We start from the raw sequence: 26804 nt of genomic DNA, 5'->3' as shown, positions 1-26804 counted from the left end.
CGTGACGTACTCGGCCGGCGACGGTGACCACGCGGGGCTGGTGGTCTCCGAGGACCGTGCTCGGGCCGTCCGACGACGTGCCGGTGCCGCCCAGGTGCACGGTGTTCGACTTCGAGCCGGAGGCGGCGGCGGCGATCGGGCGCGGCGGGCGGGACCTGACGGTCGCGGAGGCCGCCTCGTGCATCGCCGGATGCGTGCTCATGAACGACTGGTCGGCACGCGACATCCAGCTCGCCGAGACGGAGCCCTGCCGGGCCGGGGACACGGTGACGATCAGCGTGGATCAGCTGGGTGTGCAGCGGTCGCGGGTCGTCGAGGGGCCGGAGCCTGTTCCCGGCGATCTGGGGGCGCGGCGTAGTCCTTGAGCGCTATGGGGCTCGGCACCGTCAACCGGTTGATGAGGTTCTTCCCCGGCAGGTGGGACAGGAGGCGCATGATCTGGTTGCGGCGCCAGATCTGGGCTCTCTTCCGGGGGACCAGGTACCCGGCCGCCCCCTGTGCCTGTTTCCGGCACGGCTCGACGTGGGGCCGCAGCTCGCGCTCGTAGCGGGCGAAGGCGGTGTGGTGGTCGGGCGCCGCCGCCAGCTCGCCGGCCAGCACGTACGCGCCGATCAGGGCCAGGCCCGAGCCCATCCCGCCCGGCCCCGGGGCGTGGGCCGCGTCGCCCAGCAGGACCACGCGGCCGGAGGCGTACCGCGGCAAGACGACCTGGGCGGCGGGGGCGAAGTAGAAGTCCTCCGCCGTCCGCATCTCCCTCAGCAGGGACGGGATCTCCCAGCCCAGCCCGTCGAATGCGGTCGCGATCAGCTCGCGCTGGCCGCGCCGGTCGCGGTGGTCGTACGCCAGCGGGGGCGAGGCGAAGTCGAGGGCGGCCCTCGTCTCGCCGCCCGTGCGCATGATCGTGGCGCATCGGCCGGGGACGCTGTGCATCAGGCCCTCGTGGTCCAGGCCGTACGTGCCGGGGACCGAGAAGATCGCGCCGTACAGGCCGAGGTGGCGGATCTCCGCTGCCGGGAAGACCAGCTCGCGGGCCCGGGAACGGACACCGTCCGCGCCCACGACTCCCTGGGGTAGAGCTGACTTTACGCCGTACGCGCACCATAGGATGGCGGCATTTATCAGGCAATATGTCGTTACATTGCACTAGTGCACTCTTGCTGGTCATGTGGTGGGATGGAGGCTGGTGCACTAGGGCACGTGAGGGAGGAGGCGTGTGAATCGAGGCGAAGCTCCCTACCTGCGGATCGTCGAGGAGATCCGGCGGAGGATCACGGCCGGGGAGCTGGCGGCCGGCGACAAGGTGCCTTCGACCCGGCAGATCATGCGGGAGTGGGGCGTCGCGATGGCGACCGCCGGCAAGGCGCTCGGCCGGCTCCAGGACGAAGGGCTGGCGCGGGCCGTCCCCGGAGTCGGGACCGTGGTGGCCGGACACGAGGGGCAGGTCCGCGGGCCCGCCCAGGACCTCACCAGGCAGCGCATCCTGCGAGCCGCCGTCCGGATCGCCGACGGCGAGGGCCTGGCAGCCGTCTCGATGCGGCGCATCGCGGCCGAGCTGGAGACCTCCGCCATGTCCCTGTACCGGCACGTGGCAGGAAAGGAGGAGCTCGTGCACCTGATGGCCGACGCCGTCTACGGCGAGGACCCCCCGCCCGCGCGGCTGCCACGCGGTTGGCGGCCCCAGCTGGAGCTGGTGCTGCGCCAGCAGTGGCGCATCCACCGCCGCCATCCCTGGCTGGCCCAGGCCGTCTCCCTGACCAGGCCCCGGTTCGTCCGCAACGGCATGGCCCACACCGACCGCCTCCTGCGTGCCGTGGACGGGCTGGGCCTGGACGCCGGCGTCATGTTGCACGCCGCCACGTCGCTCATGAACTTCGTGCGCGGCACCGCTGTGAGCCTGGAGGCAGAGCAGCAGGCGCGGACGGAGACCGGGATCACGGAGGACGAGTGGATGCGGGCCCATGAGGCGGAACTGGGCGAGGTGCTCGCCTCCGGCGTCTACCCGACCCTGGCCAAGGTGGTGGCGCAGCCGGGACTCGACATGGACCTGGACTCCATCTTCGAGTTCGGCCTGCACCGCCACCTCGACGGGCTGGCCGTGCTGGTGGCCAGAGCACGGGACGGGCGGCGCGATTAGGCGAATCGACGCGGATGGCTATATGCTCTCGGAGCGCCGCAACGAGCGGGCTCGTAGCGGTGACCAGGGGCTATGGCGCAGTTGGTAGCGCGCCTCCATGGCATGGAGGAGGTCTGGGGTTCGAATCCCCATAGCTCCACCTGGTAAAACCCCTCCTGCGCGGAGGGGTTTTCTGCGTTACACGGTGATGACGACCTTGCCGTGGGCGTGGCCTTCCTCCACGTAAGCGATGGCCAGGGGAGCCTCGCGCAGTGGATGGATCCGGTCGATGACCGCTGTCACCTTCCCTGCTCGATGAGCTCGCTCACCGCGGTGAGGTGGTCGCCGCTCGGTCGATACGGGTAGGGCAGCAGCCGCTGGCCCACGAACGGTCCGGCCACGACCACCTTGAGCACGCTCAGCAGGGGCCTGATCCACTGGCGTCGCCCGGCCCGGCCGCCACGAGCGTTCCCTTCGGCATCAGCGTGCGTCTGCAGTCGGTCAGGGTCCGGTTGCCGATCAGGTCGATCAACGCGTCGTAGCGCCGTCCGGCGCGGGTGAAGTCCTCCTTGGTGCAGCCGGCGACGTGGTCGGCGCCGAGCGAGCGGACCAGGTCCGCGCTCCCGCCGACGCCGGGCTCGTCCGGCCACGTGGGCGATCAGGCGAGCCGCCGACCCGGCCGATGCCCTGGTCTCGATGCGGTGGGGGTGAGGTGGGTCACCGGCCTTTTTCGTACACGAGGAGGCCGCGGGACAGGCGCAAGGGAACCATGATCAGCTCGACCACCATCGCCTTCCAGGCGTAATAGAGGTTCACGGCCTTGTTCAGGTAGACGAAGGGCAGGTTGAACAGGACCTGGTGGAGGGGGAGGCGGCGGCGCCTGGCCGCGTAGAGGAGGGCGGGGACGGTGAGCAGCAGCTCGCCGCCGGCCCACCAGGCCATCGTGCCGGCCACCGGCTCGTGCAGGGCGAGCGTGAGGATCAGCGGGGTGGCCCACCACAGCGGGGCCAGGAGGATCTCCAGGAGAGCCACCACGATCCACGTGGCCAGCATGGGCTTGCGGGTGAGCAGGCGGGGCAGGTGGAGGCGGACGTTCTGCATGAAGCCGGCCATCCAGCGCCACACCTGTTTGCGGAGATAGGTGAGGGTCTCCGGGTCGGCGGCCCAGGCCACGGCGTCGGCCACGTAGACCGCCCGGCGGCCCTCCGACTGCTGGCTCCAGGTGAAGTCCATGTCCTCGACGATGGTGCGCTCGGGGAAACCGCCGAAGGCGGCGAGGGCGGTGCGTCTGAACACCGAGCAGCAGCCCGAGCAGACCATCGGGCTGTCGGCCAGCTGCTGGATGGGGCGGTGCCAGTGGAAGCCGAAGAGATATTCCGTCGATCTGCCGCGCTCCCACGGGGTGCGGGCGAATCGGGTTTGCACGTTGCCGGCGGCCACGCTCACGTCCGGGTCGTCGAAGGCCGGCTTGATCCGCTCGATGTAGTCCGGGGCGAGCACGGTGTCGGCGTCCACGGCCAGGACCAGGTCGGTGTGGCAGCGGGGGAGCGCGTAGTTTTGCGCCTTGGCCTTGCTTCCCAGATTGCGGGGCGGGCGCAGGACCGTCACCCCGTAGGCGGCGGCCACCTCGCCGGTGCGGTCCGTCGAGCCGTCGTCGACGACGATGACCTCCTCGGGCGGGACGGACTGGGCGGCGATGGACCGCAGGGTCGCCGGGAGGCCGTGCTCCTCGTTGTGGGCGGGGACGATGACCGTGAGGGTCTTCACCTGCGCCGCCCCCTCACCTTGAGGGTGATCAGGGTCACCAGGCCGACCAGGGCGTAGACGATCAGGCTGAACCCGAGCGTGGGCGGGCCTCCGGGCATCTCGTGCTTCCTCTCGCGGGGGAGTTGACGGCAACGAGGATGCCGGGCCGAGCAGGGGCGCCGTGGTGGTGAATCGGGTTCTGTGGATGGTGCGCGGGTGCCGGAATCGTCCTGTGGACAAAGGCCTTGGTTCCAGGAGCGTCGCAGGAGTGTCGCGTGTCGCGGGCGTCCGGTCGCGACACACGCCCGGACGCCCGCGTCCGGGCGTGCGTGCCGGCGACGGCGGCCGAGGACGTCTGGTCGCCGTCGCCGTCGCCGTCGCCGTCGCCGGTGCTCGTGCTACCTCAGCCCGTACGCCCGATCGATCGTCTGCGTCACCGAGCCGCCCGCCGTGTCCGACGCCGTCACCCGCAGCGACACGTACTCACCGCTCCCGGCCGGCGGGTGCATCAGCTGTACCTGGAAGCGCCCGCCGCCCCACGGCCTGACCCGGGACGCCTCACGCCAGGTGGCCCCGTCGTCGACCGAGTACTCCACCTTGACCCGGTTGACGGCAGGCGCCCGGCGCACCGCCGCATGCGCGCCGGCCCGCAGCTCGAAGGCGAAGCGGGTCCCGGCCGCCGCCCGGTTGAGTGCGTCGAGCGGCAGGTCGTACGCGAGCTGGATGGCCGGCTGGAACGCACACCCCGGCCCGAACGTGCAGGCATAGCCGCGGGGCGAGCCCGACGACGGAGGTGGCGAGGAGGTGAACCGGGAGGCCGTGGTGACCTTGCGGGACAGCGCCCGCTCGGTCGTTTCCACCGCCTCCAGCCGGTACGGTCCCGCCGCCCCCGGAACGGGGAACGATCTGGGCCGCCGCCCCTGCACCGCCACCTCCTGATCGCCCGCGAACAGCCGGGGAGCCGACGTGAACGGGCCCAGCCCGCTGTAGTGGCGCGGATCGGAGTCCCGCCACTGCTCGGCGGGCACGAACCGATCCCCGTCCCGGCACAACGCGCACGGCACCTCGGCGGGATACCCGGCCGGCAGGTCCGCGGCGCCCGGCACCAGCGGCGCCTTGAACCACCGCTCGGTCAGCCGCCGGTCGCGCCGCGTGAACCGGTCGTCCGAGCGCAGGTCCAGCCCGTGGTTCGTGATCGTGCGCGACCAGGTCACGTCGTCGGAGACCGGACCGAAGTACTCGGTGCGGGCCACCGGCATCCGCAGCGACCCGCCGTACGTCATGCGCCCGGGCTCCTCGCCGGCCGTCGACTCCCCGTACTCCCAGCCGCTGGTGTCGGGCTGGTCGGCGTGGTACGTCGCGTCGATCCGCGCCAGATCGCCCAGGCCGACCTTGACCGGCTTGACGGGCACCCGGCCGCGCTGGTCGAAGCGCAGGTGGTAAGTCACGTCCGGGCCCGTGTAGGGCTCCAGCCGCAGGGCGACGGCCCTCTTCTCGAGCGCGGCACGTACGGCGCGGCCCTCGGCGGCGGGCAGGCCCAGCCGCAGGAACGCCGCGCCGCCCGCGGGCACCCGTGCCCGCCCGCCGTCGGCGTCCAGGTAGCCGAGGATGCCCGCCGCTCCCCGCCGGGCGGCGTTCAGGGCGGCGTCGTCCATTCTGGCGCTCGCGGTGACGTACGGCCTGTCCCCGTCCTCCACCGGGATGCCGGCCAGGACGACCTTGCCCGTCACGTCCAGCCCGTTGAAGTCCTCCGGGCGACCCCGGCCGACGAAAACAACGGGATATGTCGTGACGGATGTGAGCGAGCGCAGGGCATCCATGTCGTACGCCGGCCGCAAACCGACCGGCCCGGCCGTCGCGGACACGAGGACCGGAGGCTCAAGGTTCCACTGGTGCGACAGCCGCATCCTGCCGGCCTTGGGGGAGGCGACCGGCGTGACATAGAGGTCGTGGCCGCCGCCGACCGAGCCCCCGTACACGGAGACGGGCAGGTTGCGATCCGTGAACGTGCGCACGTAGTACGCCTGCCCGCCTCCGTCCGCCGCCTTCGGGGCGTCCGGCCTGATGGGCACCGTCTTGCGGGCGTCCAAGGTGACCGTCTCGTCCGCGTCCAGGGTGACGTTCTCGATCACCCAGCTGTTGCGGTTGCTGATCCGGTTCTCGACGACGACGCCGATCAGCTCGTAGTCGCCCGCCGGCAGCGCGAACTCGCCGTTCCCCGCGAAGTCCGTGCGCAGGTAGTAGTACCCGTACGGATTGAACGGGTCCTCGGGGCTGTTCGGCCGCTTCAGCGGGATCGCGTACACGATCGGCTCGGCCTGGTAACCGGGGAAGAACTCCTTGGTCCCGTACGAGTTGACCAGCGACACCCCGAGCCGGTGCGTGGCCGGGCCCGTGTAGTAGCTGAACGGCGTCACCAGTCGCACGTCGTCGCCGCGGCCGGCCGTCACCCAGCCGCCGTACGCGCCGATCGGTCCCGCCTTCGGGTCCACCTTGAGGTCCACGGTCGCGGTGCCGTTCGCGGGGACCGTGACGTTGTCCGCGCCGAGGGCGACCGCCTTGGCGGGGGCGGGCTTGCCGCTCCAGCCGCGGGTCACGAGGGAGAGGGACAGCGTGACCGGCTCGGCGCCGGTGTTGCGGTACGTGATCTGCCGGGTGGCGGGGGACTTGCCGAGGACGTGGAAGTCGACCACCGAGCTCGCGAAGACCGACTGCCCGACCGCGCGGGCCACGTTCACCCGGCCGCTGCCCTGCTCGAACCAGTTGTGCGCGTCATTGCGCTCCGCCGTGGAGGTCAGCGCGTCGCGCAACTCGCCCGCCCGCCAGTCCGGGTGCCGCTGGGCCAGGATCGCGGCCGCGCCCGCCACATGCGGGGTGGCCATCGACGTGCCGCTGTTGGCGGTGTAACGGTCGTCCCCGGGCGCCGGGGGCACGTTGGAGTCGGCCGAGCGGGCGGCCACGATGTCCACGCCGGGGGCGACGATGTTGGGCTTGACGGCGGCGTCCCCAAGCCTGGGGCCCCTGCTGGAGAAGTCGCCGAGGGTCGTACCCGAGATCTTGTCCACGGCGCCCACGGCGAGCGCCTCGTCGGCCGCGGCCGGGACGCTGACGGTGAGCGGGTCCGACTCGTTGCCCGCCGCCGTGACGAAGAGCGTGCCGTGCTTCTTCGTCAGCTCGTTGAGCGCCTGGCTCATGGGGTCGGTGCCGTCGCCGCAGCAGCTGCCGAGGCTCATGTTGACCACGTCGGCGCCCTGCCCGGCGGCCCACTCCATGCCGGCGATCGCCCACGACCAGTTGCCGCGGCCGTTGTCGCCGAGCACCTTGCCGACCAGCAGGGACGCGGCCGGCGCGACGCCCCGGTACTTCTCCCCGGCGCCCGCGATCGTCGAGGCGACGTGCGTGCCGTGGCCGAGCCTGTCGGCGATGCCGGGGGCGTCGGAGAAGTTCTCGGTGGCCTGGATGCGCCCGGCGAAGTCCCCGTGGGCGACGTCGATGCCGGTGTCGAGCACGGCCACCTTGACGCCCTTGCCGTCGTAGCCCCGCTCCCAGGCGGTGGGTGCGCCGATCAGCGGAACGCTGCGGTCGAGTGACGCCTCCGTCTTGCGGTCCAGCCAGATCTTGGCGATGCCGGACGCGGTCCTGGCGGTACGGAGCCCGGCCCAGAAGTCGTCCGCCCGGTCCGCGGGAACGGTGACGGCGGCGCCGTTGACGCTGGCGAGCGGGCGTACGTTCTCGCCGGCCGGGAGGGCGTCGGCGGCCCGTGCGAGCGGCTGTTCGCCGGCGTACGTGACGATCAGCGGGATCGTCGTGGTCCGCTGGTCGCGGGCCAGGGTCTCGACGTCGAACAGCTCCTCGTCCAGGGCTCCGGCGGCGATCATGGAGGCGGCGTCCGACGGCAGGACGAGATAGCCGCCGTCCCTGCTGGGCAGCGTGGCGAACGTGACCGTGGCGCCGTCCGGCCTGGGCGCCGGCCTGATGGCGACCGAGGGAGCGCCGCCCTGGACGGCCGGCCGGTAGTCGACCACGTCCCCGGTGATGAGGGTCAGGGTGGCGGCGGCACCGGCGGGCTGGGTCTCAGCGGCTGCGGTGGCGATGGGTACCGCTCGGTGGAGCGGCGTGGCGGCGCTGGGCGCGGTGCCGGCGGCGAGGACGAGTGCGATGACCGACGAGGTCGCCGCGAGCCGGGTCCGTAAAGCCGCGCGCCGGGTTCGTGAAGCCGTGCGCCGGATTTGTAAAGGGGACAAAACATGCCTTTCAGCTGCGATCAGGGCGCTCGCTCGGGAGCGCTCCCATATCTTTCAAAAGGCCTTATATCATCAAATGATCAGATCAATCGCAGCTGTCGGCATGCGAAAGGGCCGGGCCGCGATCGGCCCGGCCCTGAGAAGCGTCGCAACCGGGTGTCCGGCTCCGCGCACCGCCCGGGATCGGCGGTGTCAGGTGCAGGCGGCGCCGTTGAGTGTGAAGGCGCCCGGCTGGGACGTGTTGCCGTTGTGGGTGGCTTGGAAGCCGAACTGGGTGGAGCCGCCCGGCGCGAGGGCGCCGTTGTAGCTCGCGTTCCTGGCCGTGACCTGTCCGGAATTGGGGGAGACGGTCGCGTTCCACGCGGAGGTGACTGTCTGGCCGGCGGGCAGCGCGAAGGCCAGCGACCATGAGGAGAGCTGCGCCGTGCCCGTGTTGGTGATCGTGACGGTGGCGGTGAAGCCGGTGTTCCACGTGTTCATCGAGTACGTGACCCGGCACGCTCCCGGCCGCGGAGTCGGCGTCTGCGACGGGTCGCCGCCCCCGGTGTTGAGGCCGAGGAACGCGATCGTCATGGCGGCCATGCCGCCCATGGGCAGGCTGTGCCCGACCCCCTGGAGGCTGATGGCCTCGACCGGGACGGTCGTGCCGGTGCCGCCGTACCTGGTCCTCGTCCAGCCGGACCGGGGCTGATCGGTGAGGCTCGGGGTCTGGCTCAGGCCGTGGACGTCGGTCCACTGCTTGATCTGCTCCTGGAAGTTCGGGTAGCGCAGCGTGGAGTCCTCGGTGCCGTGCCAGATCTGCATGCGCGGGCGCGGACCGCTGTAGCCGGGGTACGCGGCGCGTACCAGGTCGCCCCACTGCTGCGGGGTCATGATGCGCTGGCCGTTGGCGCACTGGCTGTTCCAGCTCGACCCGTCGGTGGTGGCGAAGCAGCCGAACGGCACGCCCGCGAACGCCGCCCCCGCCTTGAACACGTCGGGGTAGGCGCCCAGCAGCACGTTCGTCATCATGGCGCCGGAGGACGCGCCCGTGACGTAGGTGCGGTCGGGGTCGGTGTTGTAGCGCTGCTGGACGTACCTGACCATGGAGACGATGCCCACCGGGTCGCTGCCGCCGTCGTGCCGCAGCGCCTGCGGCGATGAGACGTCGAAGCAGGAGCCGCTCCTGGTCGCCGACGGGTAGATCACGATGTACTTGTGCTGGTCGGCCAGCGCGGCGAACTCCGTGCCCGAGTAGAAGGCCGGGCCGGATCCGGTGCAGTAGTGGACGGCCACGAGCAGCGCCGGGCGGGCGGGGACGCCGTCGGGGACGTATAAGTGCATGCGTAGGTTAGTGGGGTTGGTACCGAAATTGGTCACCTCCGTCAGCTGGGCCGAGGCGGCCGGCGGGGCCGCGATCAGGCCCGCGATGACCAGCGTCACCGCGGCGATCACGGCGCCTGCGATGCGAGCTGTCACCTTCATGGGACTCCTCTCGTTCGCCTGAAATATTGCGAGTGTGTAGTGAAAGTTTCACCATGACAATGTGCCTGGTGGAGTCCCGGCGAGTGTCCCCCTCTGACCTGCTGCTGGGTATGGATCTAGCGGCGAGCGGTGTGAAACTTTCGGCGAACGGTCGTCCTCAAGCGGCGGCGGTGGCATATCCCCACAATCGGGGTGATCAGCCGCTCCCGTAGCGCTCGGCGAGCACCTTCGCCGTGGCGGCCAGCCGGTCGCGCAGCTCGCCCGGCGCCAGCACCTCGGCATCCACGCCCAGCCGCAGGAACTCGGCCAGCGCGTGCTCGACCGACTCGATCGGCACCGTGACCCGCGTCCAGCCCTCCCCGTCGGGCGGCCCCGCCGTCTCCCGCGCCGCGGCCACGACGCCCGGCGTCATGAGATCGGCCAGCCGCTCCAGCCCGCGCGGCGACAGCCGGACGACCGCCTCGCCCCGCTGCAGCCTGGCCTCGAACGCGGCCAGGTAGTCCTCCCAGTACGCCGCCAGGTCGAAGCCCTCCGGCCGGGCGAACCCCTCGTCGAGCGCGTGCAGGTCGAGGATCTGGGAGACGCGGTAGGTGCGTACGTCCTCGCCCGCCCTCGCCACGAGATACCACCGCCCCGCCTTGACGACCAGCCCGTACGGGTCCAGCCGCCGCTCCACCTCCTGCGGCGCCTTCCACCGCCGATACCTGACCTGGATGCGGCGCTCGTTCCAGACGGCGTCGGCCACGGCCGGCAGGTACATGACCGGCTCCCGATCCCGGTACCACGTGGGCGCGTCGAGGTGGAAGCGCTCCTGGATGCGCCCGGCCCGGTCGCGCAGCTCGACCGGCAGCGCGGCCATCAGCTTGAGCTGCGCGGCCGTCACCACCGCGCCCAGGCCCAGCTCGGCGGCGGGACCAGGCAGTCCGGCCAGGAACAGCGACTCGGCCTCGTCCGCGGTCAGGCCGGTCAGCCGGGTGCGGTAGCCGTCGAGCAGCTGGTAGCCGCCCTTCGGGCCCGCGTCGCCGTACAGGGGGATGCCGGCCGCGTGGAGCGACTCGGCGTCGCGGTAGATCGTGCGTACCGAGACCTCGAGCCGGTCGGCCAGCTCCCGCGCGGTCATCCGGCCGCGCGTCTGCAGGAGCAGCAGGATCGAAACCAGGCGAGAAGCGCGCATATACGCTGACACTACCTGTCAGTGACCCTGGCATACGTTCGGCCGCATGAACGACTTCGACTTTCTCGCCGGCCGCTGGGACGTCGCCAGCCGCCGCCTCGTGAAGCCACTCACCGGAAGCGACGAATGGGACGAGTTCTCCGGCCAGTCGGTGGCCACCCGGCACTTCGACGGGGCGGCCAGCTTCGACGAGGTCGCCTTCCCGGCCAAGGGGTTCAAGGGACTGACCGTGCGCGTGTACAACCCGGAGACGCGGCAGTGGTCCATCTACTGGGCCAGCAGCACGCGCGGCGTGCTCGACACCGCTCCCATGGTGGGCGCGTTCGAAGGGGGCCGGGGGGAGTTCTACGGTGAGGAGACCTGCGACGACAGGCGGGTGCCGTGCCGGTTCGTCTGGACGGTCATCGGCCCGGACACCGCCCGCTGGGAGCAGGCGTTCTCGGCGGACGGCGGGAAGACCTGGGAGACGAACTGGATCATGGACCTGACGCGAGCGTGACGGTCTCCAGGGCGCGCGGCGTGCCGGACGGGGCCACGCCGGCGGTGCTGCGCACCCACAGGACCGCGGCCACGGCCAGGGCCGCGATCAGCAGCAGCAACCCGCCCACCAGGATCACCCACCACCAGGCCGACTTCGGCGGCTTGGTCTCGTAGTGGGAGACGTCGGGGAGCATGTCCGGTGTGTACGGCAGGCGCTGCGTGGAGAGCGGCTCGGGCGGGTCCTGCTGGTGCGGGGCCGGCCGCGGCGGCTGCGTGGGCTGGGGGAAGCGGTGCTGGATCGTCTGGTTCTGATCCGGTTCCTGCCGGCCGGGCTGGTCTGGGTTCATGATCCCCTCGAGCACGCTGCGGAGTGTCGGGCTTCCGCGAACATTGTCACACTTGCGAGGGCTGTCCCGTCCAGGTGGCATGACATCTGTACTCGTGACGGGGGGCAGCGGCCGGCTCGGCCGCGCCGTGTTGGAGCGGCTGGTCGAGGCCGGGTACGAGGTACGGGCCACCAGCCGGTCCCCACGCGGCCCGGCCGGCCGCGTGCGATGGGTCGTGGCGGACCTGACCACGGGCCGGGGACTGGCCGAGGCCGTGGCCGGGGCGGACGCGATCGTGCACCTGGCCTCTGCGCCGTACAAGGGCCGCTACACGCGCCGGGTGGAGCTCGACGGCACGTCGGCGCTGCTCACGGCGGCCCGCGAGGCCGGTGTGCGCCACGTCGTCTACACCTCGATCGTGGGCGCGGACCAGGTGCCCTGGGGATATTTCCGCACGAAGGTCCGGGCCGAGCGGCTGATCCGGGACGGCGGGGTGCCGTGGACGATCCTGCGGGCCACGCAGTTCCACGAGTTCGTCGAGCAGGCGCTGCGCGGGATGGCGAGGCTCGGCGTGGTGGTCGCCGATCCGGGCGTGCCGGCGCAGCCGGTGGACGTCAGGGACGTGGCCCGGCACCTCGGTTCCCTGGTCGAGCGCGGGCCCGGCCAGGAGATCGAGAACTTCGGCGGTCCTGAGGTGATGACGATGGCGCAGGCCGCGGAGCGCTGGCTGCGGGCCCGCGGGCTGCGCCGGTGGGTGCTGCGCGTGCGGCTGCCCGGCACGCTGGGCAGGGCGTTCCGCGCCGGCCACCTCACCACGAAGGCCCAGCCGGCCGGGGAGATCACCTGGGGTGAATACCTCAGGGGAACGTAGCGGCTCAGCCTTCGCCGAAGGGCGGGCGCTGCTGCTGCTGCCAGCCGGGCTGCTGCTGGGGCGGCTGCGGCGGCTGCCCCCACCCGGGCTGCTGCTGCTGCGGCGGTTGCTGCCACTCCGACCCGTGTGCCGGTGCGGGCTGCCGCGGGTCGCGCCGGGCGATCACGGCGAAGATCAGCAGTCCCGTGCCGATGATGCTGAACCCGAAGGAGATCAGGCTCGCGACGGCGTACGAAGGCCCGATCTCGAGAAGCGGGATCAGCAGGTCGATCACGAAGCCCTGCAGGGCGTTGAACACCACGCCCAGCAGAAGCACCACGCAGCCCAGGATCCCGACGACCGCCGCCCGTCCGTGGTCGCGCCGCCGCGCCGCCATGAGGACGATGCCGACGACCAGCAGAATGCCCAGGAGAGCAAGGCCGACGAGGCCGACGAATCGCAAGAACGTCGTTTCGATCATCAAGGAACTCCGGCTGTGAGAGGGGGTTCTGGCTGACGCTACGGGGATCCGCGTCGTTCTGCCACCGCCCGGGCGATCGAGTCCAGGTCCAGCGGGCCCTCGTAGCGGACGCCGTTCAGGAAGAGGGTGGGGGTGCCCCGCACGCCGCTGTCGCGGCCCGACGCCTCGTCCAGGGCGATCCTGGAGACGTGCCCGGGCACGTCCGACCAGGGCTCGACATCCAGTTGGGCGGCGTAATGCTCGAGGTCGCCGTCGGTGAGGAAGCGCTGGTTGTCGTAAAGGACGTCGTGCATCTCCCAGAACCTGTCCTGATCGGCCGCGGCCTCGGCCACGATCGCGGCGGACGCGGCCCGGGGGTGCAGGGTTCGGAGCGGGAAGTGCCGGAACACCATCCGCACGTCGGGGTTCTTCCTGCGCAGCTCCTCCAGGACCGGATGGAGGCGGCCGCAGTACGGGCACTCGAAGTCGCCGTACTCGACGATCGTGATCTCGGCGTTCTCCGGCCCCCGCACGTGATCTTCAGGCCCCACGGGCACGGACAGGAGCACGGGCAGCTCCTCGCCGGGTTCGGCCTCCGGCGGTGCGCAGACCCCGCCCCGGTCCCACGCCAACCGGAAGATCATCCACCCGAGCGCGGCCGACAGCAGCGACCCCGCCAGGATCCCTATCTTCGCCTGATCGTGGATCGCCGTGTCCTTGAAGGCCAGGTCCACGATGAACAGCGCCACCGTGAACCCGATCCCCGACACGGCCGCCCCGCCCAGCAACTGCCCCCACACCAGATTCCCCGGCAGGATGCCCCACCTGAGCCTGAGCGGCAGCCACGTGCCGAGCGAGATGCCGACGAACTTCCCGAGCACCAGCCCGAGCGCCACGCCGATGGCCACCGGTGAGGTGAGCGCCGCCCGGAGGGTCTCGCCGTCCAGCCGCACGCCGGCGTTCGCCAGCGCGAACACCGGAACGATCACGTAACTGCTCCACGGGTGCAGCCGCAGCTGCAGCCGCTCGTTCACGGAGACGGCGTGCTGGACCCGCCGTGTGGCCTCCCTGGCCGCCCGGGCGCTGGGCTCGTTCGTGAACTCCTGCATAGCCTCGCCGGCGAGCAGCAGCTTCTGGTCGCTGGGGGCGTACACGAAGACCAGGACGCCCAGCGCGATGCCGACGAGCGTGGGATGAACCCCGCTCTCCAGCGTGGCCACCCAGAGCGCGAACCCCAGCACGATGTACGCCGGCGCCCGCCAGATCCGCAACCACCGCAACGTCATGATGGCCGCCAGCAGCGCGACGGCGGCGAGGAGGGCGGGAACGGACAGGCTGGCCGTGTAGAACAGCGCGATGATCGCGATGGCCAGCACGTCGTCCACGATGGCCAGCGTCAGCAGGAACACCCGCAGCGGATCGGGGCACCGCGCACCGGCCACGGCGAGCAGGCCCAGGACGAAGGCGGTGTCGGTGGCGATCGGCACGCCCCACCCGCCTGCGCCCGGGCCGCCCGCGTTGAGCAGCAGGTAGACGCCGGCCGGCACCAGCATCCCGCCGAGCGCCGCCACCGCCGGCACCGCGATCAGCCGCCGGTCCCGCAACTGCCCGAGCCGCACCTCATAGGAGACCTCGAGCCCGATGAGGAAGAAGAACAGCGTCATGAGGCCGTCGTTGACCCAGTGCCGCAGGTCCAGGGAGAAGACGGCGTCGCCGAACGAGATGCCCATCGGCGTGTGCCAGAAGGCCTCGTAGGTGTCTCCCCAGGGCGAGTTCGCCCAGAGCAGGGCCAGGACGGTGGCCACGAGCAGCGCGCTGGTGCTGCCGGCCTCGGTCCTCAAGAAGGCGCGCAACATTTCGGATCTCCCCCCGGGGATCCGATCCTAGAGGGGCGGCTCCGGGAGCCCGGCGTCAGGAGGGCGGGAAGAAGAACAGGTAGACCGCCGCATCCCGGGCCAGCAGGAAGCCGACGATCGCCAGCGTCCAGCTCACCATCGAGGCCGAGTGCTTGGTCAGCCACGCCCGCAGCCTTTCCAGCTTGGGCTCCAGCCAGGCCCCGGCGAGCCCGCGCAGCCCCATGAGCGCCAGCGGCGGCAGGATCATCACGAACACGTAGCCGGCCAGCAGCGGTAACCACTGCCCGGTGGCCAGGCCGGAGGTGGTCATGATGCCGACGGCCGCCAGGTACGGCACCATCGTGGCCACCTCGATCACCCCCGCCGTGAGCGCCAGCGGCACCATCACCCGCGGTCCGCCCGTCCGCGGCTCGAACCGGCGCTCCGGCTTGCCGCGCTTGGCTCGCCACTTGGGGTCGAACCGGTAGCTCACCGCGAACAGTCCCACGCCGAGCACGAGCTGCGCCCAGTACGCCGGACGGCTGCGCAGCGCCTCGCCGAAGGCGTCCACGGCCGCGGACAGCCCCAGCATCAGCGCGACGCCGACCAGGAAGTAGAAGGCCGCGATGGTGCCGAGATAGATCAGCAGCCGCGACACCCTGGACCGCTCCGAGGACAGCAGCAGGTAGACGGGGATGACCAGGGTGCCGAAGCTCGTGCTGTCGACCACCGCCAGGGCGGCGAGGGTGAGCATCAGTCCGATTGTCATACGACGATCTTGCTGGTCCCGGCCTGTGGATACCTCCTCCAGCGGATCGAACCTGGCGTACATCCTTCGATGCACCCGCCGTCACCCCACGAGCAAGACCGGGCGGTGCGGCGGGCCGGTCTCGAACGCGCGCCTCGTGGCCCGCGCTCCCGGACTCACCGGAGCGCGGGCCGGCTCATGGATCAGAGGTTGCGCAGGTACGCCAGCGAAGGCGCGAAGAAGTACTCGCCGCCCTTCATCGTGACCGTCTGCGCCACCTGTGCCTGCGGAGGCGACATCTCGGGCTTGCCCCAGACCTTGGGGAAGGCGACCTTGATGTCCCGGTCCCCCTGGCCGATGACCGGGTCGTGACCGGTCGCCGGGTTCTCGAAGTCAGGGTTGTTGGCCCAGGTCTGCTGCGTGAACTCGAACTGGTCGATCAGGCTGCCGTTGAACGCCATGAACAGCAGGCCGACCTCCCCGCTGGGACGGTACTCGGGCGGCGAGTCGTCCCACGGTTCGTCGATCCGCTCCCCGTACGTCTGCCCGCGCCTGGCCATGAGGACCCCACGCCCGAACGACCGGGGGTTCGTCTTCCGCACGTGCCCGCTGAACGGGCATTTGCTGCCGTCGTCCCCGTCGAAGGTGAAGTCGTTGGCCACCGGCCCGCCGCCCGCCTTCGCCTTGCTGGTCAGGGGCGTCCCGTCCTTGAAGCGGCCCACGAGCATGGCGCCCGCCCGGTCGAGGTCGGCGCCGGTGAGGCCGAGCCCGTCGGCCAGGTTCCGTTCGATCTCCTTGAACGCCCTGACGTTCTGCTCCAGCTTCCTGAACACCAGGTAGCTGCCGTGGTGGCGGACCGGGTTCGGCGCGAGCGGGTCCGGCAGCAGCACGTTGGCCAGCGGGAACGCCGGGTCCCAGCGCTTCTTCGGCTCCCTGTCCACCTCGTCCTTCAGGAACAGCGGCTGGCTGCGGCCGTCCACGTACCCGAAGTGCTCGATGCCGTCCCCGGCGGGGTTGCGCAAGCCCTGGCCGGTCTCCTCACCGAGCAGCCGGGCGCTCTCCGGCAGCTCGCCGAGGATCTCCTCGCGCAGCGCCGCCACCGTGTCCGGCTCGTCGTCGCCGATGAGGATGACGGCGTGGATCTCCCGCTGGAAGGTCCACTCCCACTGATCGACCGACGGGTCGTTCACCTCGGCGGTCCGCCGCTTCATGCCGTCGCGGAACGCCTTGTCGCGGAACTTGAGCAGGTCGTCGTTCGAGTGGCCGAGGTCGACGTATCCGGCCCTGCTGATGCCGATGCCGACGTACGGGGTGCCGCGGCGGCCGCTCGCGGCGAAGTCGCGCACCTCCTGCAGGTGCTTGCGCGCCGACTTCATCTTCGTGGTCGCGATGTGCCGCAGGAACGCCCTGCCCTCGGCCACGTCGTTGAACCGGACGAACAGAACGGACAGGTGCTCACGTACGTGAGCGCGCAGGATATTCGGCTGGAGATTGTCCAGCATCGCCTTGGTGTCCGCGTCGATCGTGGCCGAATCCCAGGCCAGGGGTTGTTCGTTGTTCAGGTCGACTGGCATTGCCGAGTCCCTTTCCCCGTTATGGAATGAATCCCCGAGCCCCCACTTCTACGACTCCTGGCGGGCGGGGAAAGTTTCCCGGGAAAGAGGTCGGTTGCATTTCCCGATTCAGTGGTGGGAAATCGTGAGCATGGTCCTGGCCATGCCGCCGTTCCTGCAAAGGACCGTCACCGGGAACGTGCCCGCCTTGACCGCCTTCAGACTCGGCGACCAGGTGGCCGCCGGCGTGCCGGGCCGGTTCCGCGGCGTGGCGAACGCGTTCGAGACCACGGCCCTGACCTGGGAGCCGCCGCACACCGCGGTGACCTGCACCGGCTGCCCCACGGCGACGGTCGCGGGGGCGACCCCGACGCCCGCGTTGACGGCCGCCGGCGCGCCGTCCCCGGGCTTCGGCGTGCTGGTGGGCGTGGGCTTGGGGGGCGCGGTCGGCGTGCTGGTGGGCGTGGGCTTCGGGGTCGCGGTCGGCGTGCCCGCCGGCGTCGGCGCGGGGGACGGGTTGCTCTGCCCGAACACCACGTCCGAGCAGGAGTAGAACGCCTCGGGGCTGTCGCTGCGCTGCCAGATCGCGTAGATCAGGTGGCGTCCCTGCTTGGCGGGCAGCCTGGCCGTCATCGTGTAGAAGCCGTCGGCCACCGCCGGGTTCTGCACGGTGTGGAACGGCTTGGCCTCCAGGTCCGCCCACTTCAGCGGCTTGGCCGGGTCGTAGCCGTCCTTGGTGATGTACAGCTCGAAGCCGCCCTTGTGCGGAGCCGTCGCGCGGTACCTGAAGGTGTGGGACGCGCCGCTCGACATGGTCGTGGCCGGCCAGTCGGCGCGGGCCTGGTCGAACCCGCGGTACTTGTCCCGGCCCGCGCTGCACAGCCTGCCGTCCGGGATGATCTGGCGATGCCGGCCCGCCGCGTCGGCGATGTTGACCTCGTTCCAGTCGTACAGGGGCTGGGTGCCCCCGATCGCCACGGCCTGCTTGCACGCGGCCGACCTGGGGTTCTCCGGGCCCTCGCTGTAGCAGACCATGGTGCGGCTGGGCGGGTTGCTCATGGTGCCGTGCGCGTGGGCCGCGCCAGGGGCGACGGCGAGCACGAGCAGGGTGGGGGCGGCCAGGGTGGTGGCGACGAACGCCTTGCGGTTGATCTGCATGCGGACCACCTTGACCCACCCGAAAGCGCGAAATATCGGGCTTAAGCGTCCTTTAAGGCTGGCTTAGATGCCTTTTCAGTACGGATCCACAACTGCACCTGCGCCCCGCCCAACGACGACCGATCCAGCCGCAGCGTGCCACTGGTGGATTCGGCCAGCCGCCGCGCGATGTCCAGCCCGAGCCCGGTGGACCCGCTGCCGCTGGCACCCCGCTCCAGCGCCGCCTCCGGATCCAGGATGCCGGGGCCCGCGTCGGAGATCAGGATCCCCACCGTGTCCTGCCCCTCGTGCAGCGTGACGCCGAACGCCGTGCCCTCCTCCGTGTGCCGGAACACGTTCCCGAGCAGCGCGTCCACGGCAGCCGTCAGCTCGCCCGCCGGCACGGGCACCCTCACCGGCAGCGTCGCGCCGGTCAGTTCCCACGGCCGCCCCTGATCCTCGGCGAGCGCCGACCAGAACGCCAGCCGCTCGCGCAGCACCTCCGCCGCGTCGCACGCCCGCGCCGCCCGCGACGACGGCCGCCGGGCTGCCGCGATGACCGTGTCGACCTCGCTCTCCAGCCGGGCCAGCGCCTGCCTGCTGGGCTCGGCCTGCGGCCCGAGGTGGTCCAGGCTCAGCCGGAGTGCGGTGAGCGGCGTGCGCAGCCGGTGCGACAAATCGGCCGCCAGCTCGCGCTCGGCGGCCAGCAGGTGCGTGACCCTGTTGGCCATGGAGTTGAACGCGGTCGCCGCCGCCTGCAGCTCCGGCGGCCCGTCGGGGTAGATGCGTTCGCTCAGGTCGCCGGCGCCCAGGGCGGTCGCGGCCGTGCCGAGCCGGCGCGCGGCGCGTACGACCCGGGCCCCGAGCCGGTCGCCGACCAGCACCGACCCGGCCACCAGCACCACGGCCACCCCGGTCAGCACCGCCCACGAGGAGAACACGCCCCGGTTGAGATCGTCGGCGGGCACGAACACCTCGATCACGGCGCCCCGGTCGCCGTCCAGCGCGACGGGCCGCAGCAGCGCGTACCCCGAGGGCAGCTCGACCGTGCTCGCCCTGGTCTGCGCGGTGGCCCTGGCCACCTCGGCGGCGGGCGCGCGGGAGGTCCCGGCCGCGGCGCCACCCTTGATGTGAATGGCCAGCAGGCCGCGCCGCCCCGCCTCGGTACGGGCCATCGCGTGCCCGAGATCGGCACTCCTGGTCGTCAGCGCCAGCACCGGCACCAGCGCGGACGCCTGCCGCTCGGCCCCGGCCAGTGCCCTGCTCTGCGCGGTCTCCCTGACGATCAGCGCGAGCGGCACCAGGAAGGCCAGCGCGACCATCGAGGTGACCGCGACCATCAGGACGGCGAGTGTCCGCCTCATCGCGGCCCCCTCACGTGCGCACTCATCGGGGCGCCGACAGCATGACGCCGACGCCGCGGACGGTGTGCAGGTAGCGCGGCTGGGAGGCTCTCTCGCCGAGCTTGCGCCGCAGCCACGACAGGTGCACGTCGATGGTCTGGTCATCGCCGTACGCCTGCCGCCAGACCTCGGTCAGCAGCTCCTGGCGCGTGACCACCCGGTCGGCGCGCGCGGCCAGGTAGGCGAGCAGGTCGAACTCGCGCCTGGTCAGCGAGAGCGGCCCGCCGTCGAGCGCGGCCTCGCGCCGGCCCACGTCCACGACGAGGCCGCCGACCCGGAGCGTCTGGGGCGCGGGCGCGGACCTGGCGCGGCGCAGCACGGCGTCCAGCCGGGCGCTCAGGTGGTCGCCGGAGAACGGCTTGACCAGGTAGTCGTCGGCACCGGCCCGCAGCAGCCGGACGATCTCGGCCTCGTCGTCGCGGGCCGTGGCCACGATGACCGGCACGTCGGAGACGCCGCGGACCATCCGCAGCGCCTCGGAGCCGTCCAGGTCCGGCAGGCCGAGGTCCAGGATCACGGCGTCCGGCGGGCGCTGCGAGATCTCCCTGAGCGCGTCCAGGGCGCAGCCCGCGCTGCGGACGGCGTGCTGCCGCCTGCCCAGCTCGTGGATGATCGCCGATCTGACGAATTCGTCGTCTTCCACTACGAGAACCGTCGCCATGCGGCCCAACCGTACAATGCCTCCCATGCGCCGGGCCTTTCGCTACGTCGCGATCTGGTGCGGAGCCACCGTGATCGCCGTGTCGGTGTCCTGGTTCGGGGTACGCGGGGTGCTGCGTAGCGAGTTCGTCGACGACGTGGACGTCCAGCCGTTCGCGGCGCGGACCGTGGCGGCGCCGCAGGCGAGGAAGCCCGCGCCCGCAACCCCCTCGCCGGTCACCTCCACGCCCGCCACTCCCACGCCCGCCACTCCCACGCCCCGCCGCACCACGAAGCAGGCGGTCACCCCGAAGCGCACGGAGAGCCCCGCGGGGGGAGCGCTCAAGGTGGTGACGGTGAAGGGCGGCGAGGTCGCGTTCAGGATCGGGGCCGGCGGCTGCCGCCTGGTGTCGGCCACCCCGGTCAGCGGCTACACCGCCAAGGTGGCCCGCGCCGACGGCTGGATCAGGGTGGATCTGGTCAAGGGCGAGCACGGCACGGGCGTGTTCTGCATCGGCCACGAGCAGCGCACCGACACCTGGGAGTACTGACCCGCTCTACGGCGAAAGTCGTACCCCGACCGCCTCCCTGGGGACGATGGCCGGCGGCCGCCGCGGTGCGACCGTGGTGTCCATGGACACACTGCGCAGAGCCTTGGGCGGGCTCTCCCTGACATACGCGGCGGTCTTCTTCGCGGCCGTGCTGCTGCACGCCGGGGTGGAGCTCGGCCCGCTGCGCCAGCCCGTGATCATCCCTGCCACGATCGTGGAGACGTTGTGCTGCGCCGCCATGCTCACCGGAGCCTACGGCGCGCTGGCCGGGCGGGCGTGGGCCTGGGACGGGCTGATCTACACGCACGCGGCCGCGCTGGCCGGCGTGCTGATGGGCATTATGGCGGTCGGACTGGGACCGGGCGCCGCCGCGGCGAACACGCTGCTCATCTGGTATCACGGCACGATCGCGGCCTTCCTGGCGGCCGGCCTGGCCGCGGCCTTCTACGTCTCCAGGGTCCGCTAGGACTCCAGGCTGCGCAGGTATTCGGCGGCCTCGGGGACGTGATCTTCAGTGAACACGCGGATGCCGTTCAGCTCCAGCAGCGCCGTCGTGACGCCCTGCCCGGGCATGCGACGCCCCCTGAACGTGCCGTCGTAGATCGACAGCGCGCCGCACGAGGGGCTGCCCTCCTTCAGCACCGCCAGCCGGATCTCGAACGACCGCGCGACCGACAGCGCGGCCTGCGCGCCCGCCAGGAACTCGGCCGTCACGTCCGACCCGTCCGTCGCCAGCACGCGGGCGGCGCCGGACAGCACGGCCGCCCCGCCCGCGCCGCCCTCGATCTCGGCGGCCGGGCGCGGGATCGGCAGGCCGCCCTCCACCTCGGGGCAGAACGGCACCAGCCGCCCCTCCGCGCGCCACCCGGCGAGCCAGGCGTCCGAGCTGGTCTTGGCGCCGCCGTCATAGCGCACCCGGCGGCCCATCAGGCAGGCGCTGACGAGGATCCTCTCCACGTCTTCGATCCTATGAGCGCGATCGGCACCAGCGAGACGGCGGCCAGGGCGATGGCGCAGCCGAAGGCGTACGCGAAGGGCCGGTCCGCGCCCGCCCTGGTGAGCAGCTGCAGCACCACGGCCGGCAGCGCGACGCCGAACGGCGCGGCGAGGCGGACCGCGATCGTGCTCAGCGTGGTCGCGGCCGGGATGGCGGCCCGCTCCAGGGTCTTGAACGCGGCCGCCATCACTGACGTCGACACCAGCCCGTGCCCGAGCCCGAGCACGAAGATCGGCGCCGGCCCGCCGAACGCCACGAACGCCACCAGCCCCGCCACCGCCACGACCACACCCGCCGCGCCCACGCCGCGCGGACCTCTGGTGTCGGTCAGCTTGCCCGCCACCGGCATCGTGATCGCCGCGCCGATCCCCATCGGGGCCAGCAGCAGGCCCGCGTCCAGCGCGGTCCCGCCCTCGGCGAGCTGGCTGTAGAGCGGCACCAGGACCGTGAAGCCGAACATCGCGGCCGAATAGCACACGAGCGCGGCCACCGCCGCAGCGAACGTGCGGTCGCCGAACAGCCGCAGATCCACCAGCGCCCCCGGGACCCGCAGCGCCCGCACCGTGAACGCGGCCACCATGGCGGCCCCGGTCCACAGCGCCGGATGCAGCGGCGAGGCCCCGTTGCCCACCTCGGACAGGCCGTAGACCAGCGCGGCCAGCCCGGGGGACAACATCGCCAGGCCCGCCACGTCGAGCGGCTGCCGCGCCCCGGCCGCCGGCTCCCGGGGCAGCAGCAGGAGCGCGGCGAGCAACGCCACCGCGCAGACCGGCACGTTGATCAGGAACAGCCACCGCCAGCCGAGCCCTCCGACGATCACCCCGCCGAGCGGCGGCCCCAGCACGGGCACCAACATCGCCGGCACCGAGATCAGCGCCATCACGCGGCCCATGCGGTCCTTGCCCGCCGCCTGGGCCAGCATCGTCTGCCCCACGGGCAGGAGCAGGCCCCCGCCCAGCCCCTGCACCGCGCGGAAGGCGACCAAGCTCCAGACCGACCAGGCGGCCGCGCTCAGCGCCGAGCCCGCGACGAACAGCACCAGCGAGGCCAGCCAGACGTTCCTGCTCCCGAACCGGCCCACCGCCCAGCCGGTGACCGGGACCGTCATCGACAGCAGGTAGGCGGTGACCGCCCACTGCATGGTCGCGAGCGTCGTGCCGAAGTCGCGGGCCAGCGTGTTGATCGCCACGTTGACGATCATCGTGTCGAGCATGGTCATGACGACGCCCAGGAGTACGACCAGGCTCGTTGCCACGAGAGGAGTTCGTACGCTGTATCGCATGCCGTACAGCGTATCAGTTTCGTACGCCGTACTAAACTTGTGGTCGTGAGTTCTGTCTGGTCGCGGCCCACGCCGCCCCGCCGCCCGGCTCTGACCAGGGAGGCGATCGTGGCCGCCGCCATCGCGATCGCCGACGCCGAAGGGCTGGCCGCCGTCTCGATCAGGCGCGTGGCCGCCGAGCTCGGGGCGCGGACGATGACGCTGTACTCGTACATCGAGCGCAAGGAGGACCTGCTGGCGCTGATGCTCGACGAGGTCGCCGCCGAGGTGCTCGCCGACGGGCCGCCGCCCGCGGATTGGCGCGAGGCGCTGCTGACGAGCGCCCGGCGCGAACGGGACGTGGTACGCCGCCACCCGTGGCGGGTCGACCTGATCTCGCAGGGGATCGCCGTGGGGCCCAACGGGCTGCGGCACGTGGAGGAGAAGCTGGCCGCGTTCGACGGGCTCGGGCTCGACCGGCTGACGGCGTGGCGGTGCCTGGCGGCGTACAACGACTATGTGACCGGATTCGTGGTCAGGGAGGCGCAGGAACGCACGGCGCCCCGGCGGCAGGGGATCAACGACGCCGAGAGGGCGGCCGTGGCGGAGTCGTACATCAGGGAATTGGTCGAGAGCGGCGAGTTCCCCCGGCTGGCGCCGATGATCGAGCAGGGCGTTGCGGGGGCCGGCGACACCTTCGAGCGGGGCCTGGGCTGGCTGCTGGACGGCATGGAGAGGGAGCTGTCCGGAATCGGGGGCGACCTGCCCGGGCGATAGCCTTACCTCCGATGAACACCGTCGTCTCCACGATCGTCATCTCCGGCGCGCTGCTGCTGGCGCTGGTGAGCCTGATCGTCGCGATCCGCGACCGGCCGATGGGCATGGTGCTGCTGGTCGGCTTCGCCCTGCTCGAGGTGGCCGTGCTGGTGCAGCTCGGGTTCGTGATCGCGGCGGTGGCCGGGGGCGAGGGGCCCGAGGACAAGGCCACGCTGTGGGGCTACCTCGCGGGGGAGGTCGTGATCCCGCCCGCCGGGGTGTTCCTGGCGCTGGCCGAGCGGTCCAGGTGGGGGTCGGCGATCCTGGTCGTGGCCGGGTTCGCGATCGCGGTGATGACGGGCCGGCTGCTGCAGATCTGGCAGGGGGTCGCGTGACCACGCCACGCGGGGACGGCCGGGACACGGCCCCGTCCATCGGCAGCGGTCCCGGGCGTGCGTTGATCGCCGTCTACGGGCTGTTCTCGCTGGCCGCGGGGGCGCGGGCGGCCGTGCAGATCGCCGGCAGGTTCGCCGAGGCGCCGCTGGCGTACTCGCTGTCGGCTTTCGCGGCGCTGGTCTACATCCTGCTCACCGTCGCGCTCTGGCGCGGGGCGCGGCGCCTCGCGCTGACCGCGCTCGGCATCGAGCTCGCCGGCGTGCTCGTCATCGGCACCGCCGGCCTGCTCGACCCGGCGGCCTTCCCCGACGAGACGGTCTGGTCCGCTTACGGCAGGGGCTACCTGTTCATCCCGCTCGTGCTGCCCCTCGTCGGCCTGTACTGGCTGCTGCGGCGCAGGCGTTAGCGCTCGGCGTGCCCGGGAAGAAGCACATCCCATGAGCACGATCGAGCACTCAGAAGACGTCAGGGTCCCCATCGCGGTGGCCTACAACCAGTGGACGCAGTTCGAGAGCTTCCCTGAATTCATGGAAGGCGTGGAGTCGGTCAAACAGCTCACCGACACGCGTACCGCCTGGGTGGCGGAGATCGCCGGGGTACGACGCGAGTTCGAGGCCGACATCACCGAGCAGCACCCGGACGAGCGGATCGCCTGGCGTACGACCGACAAGCCGCACCAGGCGGGTGTGGTCACCTTCCACCGGATCGACGACGACACGACCCGGGTCACGCTCCAGATGGAGTACGACCCCGAGGGCTTCGTCGAGACCGCCGGCGACTGGCTGCAGCTGGTCCGCATGCGGGTCGTGGGCGACATGCGGCGCTTCAAGGCGTTCATCGAGTCGCGGGGCGGGGAGACGGGCGGGTGGCGCGGCGACGTGCCGGGCCCGCACCAGCGCGGGTCGACGTACGGCGGCGACCAGCCGGTGCCGCCGGGAACGGTCGGCGGCGGCGACTTCCCGCCCTCCGAGACCCTTCCCCCGCCCGGCCCGGTCCCTCCCCGCAATGAGCCCCCGGAGGGCCCGCGCCCGATCCTGTAACGGCTCACCCGGACGGCCGCCCGGTGAATCCGGGCGGCCCCGGGGGACCAACCCGACACACGCTCGCGGGGGTCAGGAATAAATGCATATTTCGGTCCTGTTAAGGTGGTGATTCATCCCATGATTTGATGAGTGGAGGACCTTCCCGCATGAGCGTGCTCGCCCAAGAGTCCAGAGGCAGAACGACCCCCCTCGCCTGGCTCCTCGTGCTGGGAATCGTCCTCGCCGCACTCAACCTCCGCACCGCCGTCACCAGCGTCGGCCCGCTCCTCGACCGGCTCTCCGGCGCACTCGGCATGTCGAGCGTGGGTCTCGGCCTGCTCACCACGCTCCCCGTCCTGGCCTTCGCCGGCGTGGGCGCGATCACCCCGGCTCTCGCCAGGCGGGTCGGCGAGCACCGGCTGCTCCTGCTGGCCCTCGTCACGCTGGGCGCGGGCCTGCTGGTCAGGTCACTGGTCGGCTCGGCCCCGGTGTTCCTGCTGAGCAGCGCGGTCGCGCTGTCCGGCGGCGCCGTCGGCAACGTGCTCATCCCGACGCTGATCAAGCGCCACTTCCCGGCCCGAACCGGGATCATGACCACCGTCTACACCACGGCCCTGGCGGTGGGCACCATGCTGGCCGCCGCCGCGACCGTGCCGATCGAGCGTGCCTCGGGCAACTGGCACATCGCGCTCGGCGTGTGGGCGGCCCTGGCCGCCGTCGCCGTCATTCCGTGGCTTGCGCTGCTGCGCAGTGAGCCGGAGCGGGACACGGGCGGCCGGGACACGGGCATCCGGCGGATGCTCGGCAGCAAGCTGGCCTGGATGATCGCGATCTACTTCGGCACGCAGGCGATGATCGCGTACATCATGTTCGGCTGGCTCGCCACCATCCTCACCGACGGCGGCTACACCACCTCGCAGGCCGGGCTGATCCTCGGCGTGTTCACCGCGCTGAACATCCCCGTCTCGATCGTCGTGCCCTTGGTCGCCTCCCGGTTCCGCGACCAGCGTCCGGTCGTGGTCGGCCTCGTGGCGTTCTACACGGCCGGCTTCCTCGGGCTCTGGGCCGGACCGGCGTCGTGGGCGCCGGTGTGGGTGGTGCTCATCGCCGTCGGGATGGGGTCGTTCCCGCTGGCGCTGGTGATGCTGGGCCTGCGCACCCGTACGCCGGAGGCCACGGCCGCGCTGTCGGCGTTCGGCCAGAGCGCCGGGTACCTCATCGCCGGAGCCGGTCCGCTGCTGGTGGGCGTGTTGTACCAGATGACGGGCGGCTGGGCGCTGCCGTACACGCTGATCTTCGGCGTCCTCGTCGCGCAACTCTTCACCGGCCTGTACGCGGGCCGCGACCGCTATCTGGAGGACGAGCGGCCACTGGTTCGGTGAATTCGTCAGCATATGCTGACAACGAGGGCGTGTCAGCATATGCTGACGCCATGGAAGCCACCGAACTGGCCGCGGCGGCCACCGATCGAGATCCCGGAGTGGGGCTCGCGGCCGTGGCCGCGCTCAGGACCCTGCTGGAGGAGCTGGAGGCGGTGCACGTCTCCAACGCCCGCGCTCAGGGCTGGTCGTGGGAGCAGATCGCCGACGCGCTGGGCGTTCGGCGGCAGACCGCCCATCGCAAGCACGCTCGCAGGACGAGGGGGTAAG

The 26804-nt window shown here is 71.7% G+C and carries 29 protein-coding genes and 1 tRNA gene; 13 read left to right on the top strand and 17 right to left on the bottom strand.

Annotation, left to right across the window (positions count from 1 at the left end; translation table 11 throughout):
* The first annotated feature begins 23 nt into the window (after nucleotides 1-23).
* On the top strand, nucleotides 24-365 hold the full coding sequence (locus ACIBX3_RS09560) for a fumarylacetoacetate hydrolase family protein (protein WP_397114931.1): 342 nt from the start codon (nucleotides 24-26) through the stop codon (nucleotides 363-365).
* Here the strand turns inward: ACIBX3_RS09560 and ACIBX3_RS09555 are convergent.
* Nucleotides 274-1059 (bottom strand): FAD-dependent monooxygenase, encoded by a 786-nt coding sequence (locus tag ACIBX3_RS09555; RefSeq protein WP_397114929.1) that lies wholly within the window; start codon nucleotides 1057-1059, stop codon nucleotides 274-276. The two genes, ACIBX3_RS09560 and ACIBX3_RS09555, sit on opposite strands and share 92 nt — an antisense overlap.
* Nucleotides 1060-1213: 154 nt before the next feature.
* Between ACIBX3_RS09555 and ACIBX3_RS09550 the strand changes: the two genes are divergently transcribed.
* Together ACIBX3_RS09550 and ACIBX3_RS09545 are read left to right on the top strand one after the other, a co-directional pair.
* On the top strand, nucleotides 1214-2134 hold the full coding sequence (locus ACIBX3_RS09550) for a TetR/AcrR family transcriptional regulator C-terminal domain-containing protein (protein ID WP_397114927.1): 921 nt from the start codon (nucleotides 1214-1216) through the stop codon (nucleotides 2132-2134).
* A 66-nt stretch (nucleotides 2135-2200) separates the two neighbouring features.
* Nucleotides 2201-2273 (top strand) — tRNA-Ala (locus ACIBX3_RS09545).
* Between the two features lie 38 nt (nucleotides 2274-2311).
* On the opposite strand, the gene ACIBX3_RS09540 is transcribed toward ACIBX3_RS09545, so the two are convergent.
* The 6 genes from ACIBX3_RS09540 to ACIBX3_RS09515 form a co-directional block, all read right to left on the bottom strand.
* Entirely contained in the window at nucleotides 2312-2416 is a 105-nt protein-coding gene (locus ACIBX3_RS09540) for a zinc-binding dehydrogenase (RefSeq protein WP_397114925.1), read from the bottom strand.
* A 115-nt stretch (nucleotides 2417-2531) separates the two neighbouring features.
* Complete coding sequence (locus tag ACIBX3_RS09535) at nucleotides 2532-2726, bottom strand: zinc-binding dehydrogenase (protein WP_397115036.1); 195 nt, start codon at nucleotides 2724-2726, stop codon at nucleotides 2532-2534.
* Between the two features lie 104 nt (nucleotides 2727-2830).
* Nucleotides 2831-3880, bottom strand: a complete 1050-nt coding sequence (locus tag ACIBX3_RS09530) for a glycosyltransferase family 2 protein (protein ID WP_397114923.1) — start codon at nucleotides 3878-3880, stop codon at nucleotides 2831-2833.
* A 377-nt stretch (nucleotides 3881-4257) separates the two neighbouring features.
* Nucleotides 4258-8103: a S8 family serine peptidase gene (locus ACIBX3_RS09525; protein WP_397114921.1), complete on the bottom strand. Its 3846-nt coding sequence runs from the start codon at nucleotides 8101-8103 to the stop codon at nucleotides 4258-4260.
* Between the two features lie 192 nt (nucleotides 8104-8295).
* Entirely contained in the window at nucleotides 8296-9567 is a 1272-nt protein-coding gene (locus tag ACIBX3_RS09520) for a PHB depolymerase family esterase (protein WP_397114919.1), read from the bottom strand.
* Between the two features lie 196 nt (nucleotides 9568-9763).
* Entirely contained in the window at nucleotides 9764-10741 is a 978-nt protein-coding gene (locus tag ACIBX3_RS09515; RefSeq protein ID WP_397114917.1) for a helix-turn-helix transcriptional regulator, read from the bottom strand.
* A gap of 46 nt (nucleotides 10742-10787) precedes the next feature.
* On the opposite strand from ACIBX3_RS09515, the gene ACIBX3_RS09510 reads away from it, so the two are divergent.
* On the top strand, nucleotides 10788-11240 hold the full coding sequence (locus tag ACIBX3_RS09510; RefSeq protein ID WP_397114915.1) for a hypothetical protein: 453 nt from the start codon (nucleotides 10788-10790) through the stop codon (nucleotides 11238-11240).
* Here ACIBX3_RS09510 and ACIBX3_RS09505 read toward each other — a convergent pair.
* Nucleotides 11218-11583: a hypothetical protein gene (locus ACIBX3_RS09505; RefSeq protein WP_397114913.1), complete on the bottom strand. Its 366-nt coding sequence runs from the start codon at nucleotides 11581-11583 to the stop codon at nucleotides 11218-11220. The genes ACIBX3_RS09510 and ACIBX3_RS09505 overlap by 23 nt on opposite strands.
* 64 nt (nucleotides 11584-11647) lie before the next feature.
* On the opposite strand from ACIBX3_RS09505, the gene ACIBX3_RS09500 reads away from it, so the two are divergent.
* Nucleotides 11648-12418: an SDR family oxidoreductase gene (locus ACIBX3_RS09500; RefSeq protein ID WP_397114911.1), complete on the top strand. Its 771-nt coding sequence runs from the start codon at nucleotides 11648-11650 to the stop codon at nucleotides 12416-12418.
* A 4-nt stretch (nucleotides 12419-12422) separates the two neighbouring features.
* Here the strand turns inward: ACIBX3_RS09500 and ACIBX3_RS09495 are convergent, their stop codons facing one another.
* The 7 genes from ACIBX3_RS09495 to ACIBX3_RS09465 form a co-directional block, all read right to left on the bottom strand.
* Nucleotides 12423-12878, bottom strand: a complete 456-nt coding sequence (locus ACIBX3_RS09495; protein WP_397114909.1) for a hypothetical protein — start codon at nucleotides 12876-12878, stop codon at nucleotides 12423-12425.
* A 38-nt stretch (nucleotides 12879-12916) separates the two neighbouring features.
* Complete coding sequence (gene nhaA / locus ACIBX3_RS09490) at nucleotides 12917-14713, bottom strand: Na+/H+ antiporter NhaA (protein ID WP_397114907.1); 1797 nt, start codon at nucleotides 14711-14713, stop codon at nucleotides 12917-12919.
* A gap of 55 nt (nucleotides 14714-14768) precedes the next feature.
* Nucleotides 14769-15461 carry a GAP family protein gene (locus ACIBX3_RS09485; RefSeq protein ID WP_397114905.1) on the bottom strand — a complete coding sequence of 231 codons (693 nt, stop codon included), beginning with the start codon at nucleotides 15459-15461 and terminating at the stop codon, nucleotides 14769-14771.
* A gap of 182 nt (nucleotides 15462-15643) precedes the next feature.
* Nucleotides 15644-17014, bottom strand: coding sequence for a Dyp-type peroxidase (locus tag ACIBX3_RS09480; protein ID WP_397114903.1), 1371 nt, complete (start codon nucleotides 17012-17014; stop codon nucleotides 15644-15646).
* A 108-nt stretch (nucleotides 17015-17122) separates the two neighbouring features.
* Entirely contained in the window at nucleotides 17123-18151 is a 1029-nt protein-coding gene (locus tag ACIBX3_RS09475) for a lytic polysaccharide monooxygenase (RefSeq protein ID WP_397114901.1), read from the bottom strand.
* A gap of 41 nt (nucleotides 18152-18192) precedes the next feature.
* Complete coding sequence (locus ACIBX3_RS09470) at nucleotides 18193-19494, bottom strand: sensor histidine kinase (protein ID WP_397114899.1); 1302 nt, start codon at nucleotides 19492-19494, stop codon at nucleotides 18193-18195.
* A gap of 22 nt (nucleotides 19495-19516) precedes the next feature.
* The gene (locus ACIBX3_RS09465; RefSeq protein WP_397114897.1) at nucleotides 19517-20194 is read right to left on the bottom strand and encodes a response regulator transcription factor; all 678 of its coding nucleotides are present in this window, start codon (nucleotides 20192-20194) and stop codon (nucleotides 19517-19519) included.
* 25 nt (nucleotides 20195-20219) lie between these two features.
* Here ACIBX3_RS09465 and ACIBX3_RS09460 point away from each other — a divergent pair, with 25 nt between their 5' ends.
* Both ACIBX3_RS09460 and ACIBX3_RS09455 read left to right on the top strand, forming a co-directional pair.
* Nucleotides 20220-20723 (top strand): hypothetical protein, encoded by a 504-nt coding sequence (locus ACIBX3_RS09460; RefSeq protein WP_397114895.1) that lies wholly within the window; start codon nucleotides 20220-20222, stop codon nucleotides 20721-20723.
* An 82-nt stretch (nucleotides 20724-20805) separates the two neighbouring features.
* Nucleotides 20806-21189 carry a hypothetical protein gene (locus ACIBX3_RS09455; RefSeq protein WP_397114893.1) on the top strand — a complete coding sequence of 128 codons (384 nt, stop codon included), beginning with the start codon at nucleotides 20806-20808 and terminating at the stop codon, nucleotides 21187-21189.
* On the opposite strand, the gene ACIBX3_RS09450 is transcribed toward ACIBX3_RS09455, so the two are convergent.
* Both ACIBX3_RS09450 and ACIBX3_RS09445 read right to left on the bottom strand, forming a co-directional pair.
* On the bottom strand, nucleotides 21186-21680 hold the full coding sequence (locus tag ACIBX3_RS09450) for a DUF523 domain-containing protein (RefSeq protein WP_397114891.1): 495 nt from the start codon (nucleotides 21678-21680) through the stop codon (nucleotides 21186-21188). The two genes, ACIBX3_RS09455 and ACIBX3_RS09450, sit on opposite strands and share 4 nt — an antisense overlap.
* Nucleotides 21650-22975 carry a DHA2 family efflux MFS transporter permease subunit gene (locus ACIBX3_RS09445; RefSeq protein WP_397114889.1) on the bottom strand — a complete coding sequence of 442 codons (1326 nt, stop codon included), beginning with the start codon at nucleotides 22973-22975 and terminating at the stop codon, nucleotides 21650-21652. The genes ACIBX3_RS09450 and ACIBX3_RS09445 overlap by 31 nt, the downstream gene beginning before the upstream one ends.
* Nucleotides 22976-23047: 72 nt before the next feature.
* Between ACIBX3_RS09445 and ACIBX3_RS09440 the strand changes: the two genes are divergently transcribed.
* From ACIBX3_RS09440 to ACIBX3_RS09415, 6 genes are all read left to right on the top strand, one after another.
* Nucleotides 23048-23758: a TetR/AcrR family transcriptional regulator gene (locus ACIBX3_RS09440; protein WP_397114887.1), complete on the top strand. Its 711-nt coding sequence runs from the start codon at nucleotides 23048-23050 to the stop codon at nucleotides 23756-23758.
* An 11-nt stretch (nucleotides 23759-23769) separates the two neighbouring features.
* Complete coding sequence (locus ACIBX3_RS09435; RefSeq protein ID WP_397114885.1) at nucleotides 23770-24132, top strand: hypothetical protein; 363 nt, start codon at nucleotides 23770-23772, stop codon at nucleotides 24130-24132.
* Nucleotides 24129-24539, top strand: coding sequence for a hypothetical protein (locus ACIBX3_RS09430; RefSeq protein WP_397114883.1), 411 nt, complete (start codon nucleotides 24129-24131; stop codon nucleotides 24537-24539). The genes ACIBX3_RS09435 and ACIBX3_RS09430 overlap by 4 nt, the downstream gene beginning before the upstream one ends.
* 31 nt (nucleotides 24540-24570) lie before the next feature.
* On the top strand, nucleotides 24571-25173 hold the full coding sequence (locus ACIBX3_RS09425; RefSeq protein ID WP_397114881.1) for an SRPBCC family protein: 603 nt from the start codon (nucleotides 24571-24573) through the stop codon (nucleotides 25171-25173).
* Between the two features lie 149 nt (nucleotides 25174-25322).
* Nucleotides 25323-26537, top strand: coding sequence for a CynX/NimT family MFS transporter (locus ACIBX3_RS09420; RefSeq protein ID WP_397114879.1), 1215 nt, complete (start codon nucleotides 25323-25325; stop codon nucleotides 26535-26537).
* 50 nt (nucleotides 26538-26587) lie between these two features.
* Complete coding sequence (locus tag ACIBX3_RS09415) at nucleotides 26588-26803, top strand: helix-turn-helix domain-containing protein (protein WP_397114877.1); 216 nt, start codon at nucleotides 26588-26590, stop codon at nucleotides 26801-26803.
* Nucleotide 26804: the final 1 nt, after the last annotated feature.

The sequence above is a fragment of the Nonomuraea sp. NPDC049480 genome, from assembly GCF_044465905.1.
Taxonomy (GTDB): domain Bacteria; phylum Actinomycetota; class Actinomycetes; order Streptosporangiales; family Streptosporangiaceae; genus Nonomuraea.
The sequence above is the reverse complement of the archived record's forward strand: the minus strand, read 5'-3'. Positions and strand labels throughout refer to the sequence as shown.

What these genes read in the sequence shown, in the direction of transcription:
- ACIBX3_RS09520 (WP_397114919.1), bottom strand. Translation starts at nt 9,567, where the DNA reads ATGAAGGTGACAGCTCGCATCGCAGGCGCCGTGATCGCCGCGGTGACG.
- ACIBX3_RS09515 (WP_397114917.1), bottom strand. Translation starts at nt 10,741, where the DNA reads ATGCGCGCTTCTCGCCTGGTTTCGATCCTGCTGCTCCTGCAGACGCGC.
- ACIBX3_RS09510 (WP_397114915.1), top strand. Translation starts at nt 10,788, where the DNA reads ATGAACGACTTCGACTTTCTCGCCGGCCGCTGGGACGTCGCCAGCCGC.
- ACIBX3_RS09500 (WP_397114911.1), top strand. Translation starts at nt 11,648, where the DNA reads ATGACATCTGTACTCGTGACGGGGGGCAGCGGCCGGCTCGGCCGCGCC.
- ACIBX3_RS09495 (WP_397114909.1), bottom strand. Translation starts at nt 12,878, where the DNA reads ATGATCGAAACGACGTTCTTGCGATTCGTCGGCCTCGTCGGCCTTGCT.
- nhaA (WP_397114907.1), bottom strand. Translation starts at nt 14,713, where the DNA reads ATGTTGCGCGCCTTCTTGAGGACCGAGGCCGGCAGCACCAGCGCGCTG.
- ACIBX3_RS09485 (WP_397114905.1), bottom strand. Translation starts at nt 15,461, where the DNA reads ATGACAATCGGACTGATGCTCACCCTCGCCGCCCTGGCGGTGGTCGAC.
- ACIBX3_RS09480 (WP_397114903.1), bottom strand. Translation starts at nt 17,014, where the DNA reads ATGCCAGTCGACCTGAACAACGAACAACCCCTGGCCTGGGATTCGGCC.
- ACIBX3_RS09475 (WP_397114901.1), bottom strand. Translation starts at nt 18,151, where the DNA reads ATGCAGATCAACCGCAAGGCGTTCGTCGCCACCACCCTGGCCGCCCCC.
- ACIBX3_RS09470 (WP_397114899.1), bottom strand. Translation starts at nt 19,494, where the DNA reads ATGAGGCGGACACTCGCCGTCCTGATGGTCGCGGTCACCTCGATGGTC.
- ACIBX3_RS09465 (WP_397114897.1), bottom strand. Translation starts at nt 20,194, where the DNA reads ATGGCGACGGTTCTCGTAGTGGAAGACGACGAATTCGTCAGATCGGCG.
- ACIBX3_RS09460 (WP_397114895.1), top strand. Translation starts at nt 20,220, where the DNA reads ATGCGCCGGGCCTTTCGCTACGTCGCGATCTGGTGCGGAGCCACCGTG.
- ACIBX3_RS09455 (WP_397114893.1), top strand. Translation starts at nt 20,806, where the DNA reads ATGGACACACTGCGCAGAGCCTTGGGCGGGCTCTCCCTGACATACGCG.
- ACIBX3_RS09435 (WP_397114885.1), top strand. Translation starts at nt 23,770, where the DNA reads ATGAACACCGTCGTCTCCACGATCGTCATCTCCGGCGCGCTGCTGCTG.
- ACIBX3_RS09425 (WP_397114881.1), top strand. Translation starts at nt 24,571, where the DNA reads ATGAGCACGATCGAGCACTCAGAAGACGTCAGGGTCCCCATCGCGGTG.
- ACIBX3_RS09420 (WP_397114879.1), top strand. Translation starts at nt 25,323, where the DNA reads ATGAGCGTGCTCGCCCAAGAGTCCAGAGGCAGAACGACCCCCCTCGCC.
- ACIBX3_RS09415 (WP_397114877.1), top strand. Translation starts at nt 26,588, where the DNA reads ATGGAAGCCACCGAACTGGCCGCGGCGGCCACCGATCGAGATCCCGGA.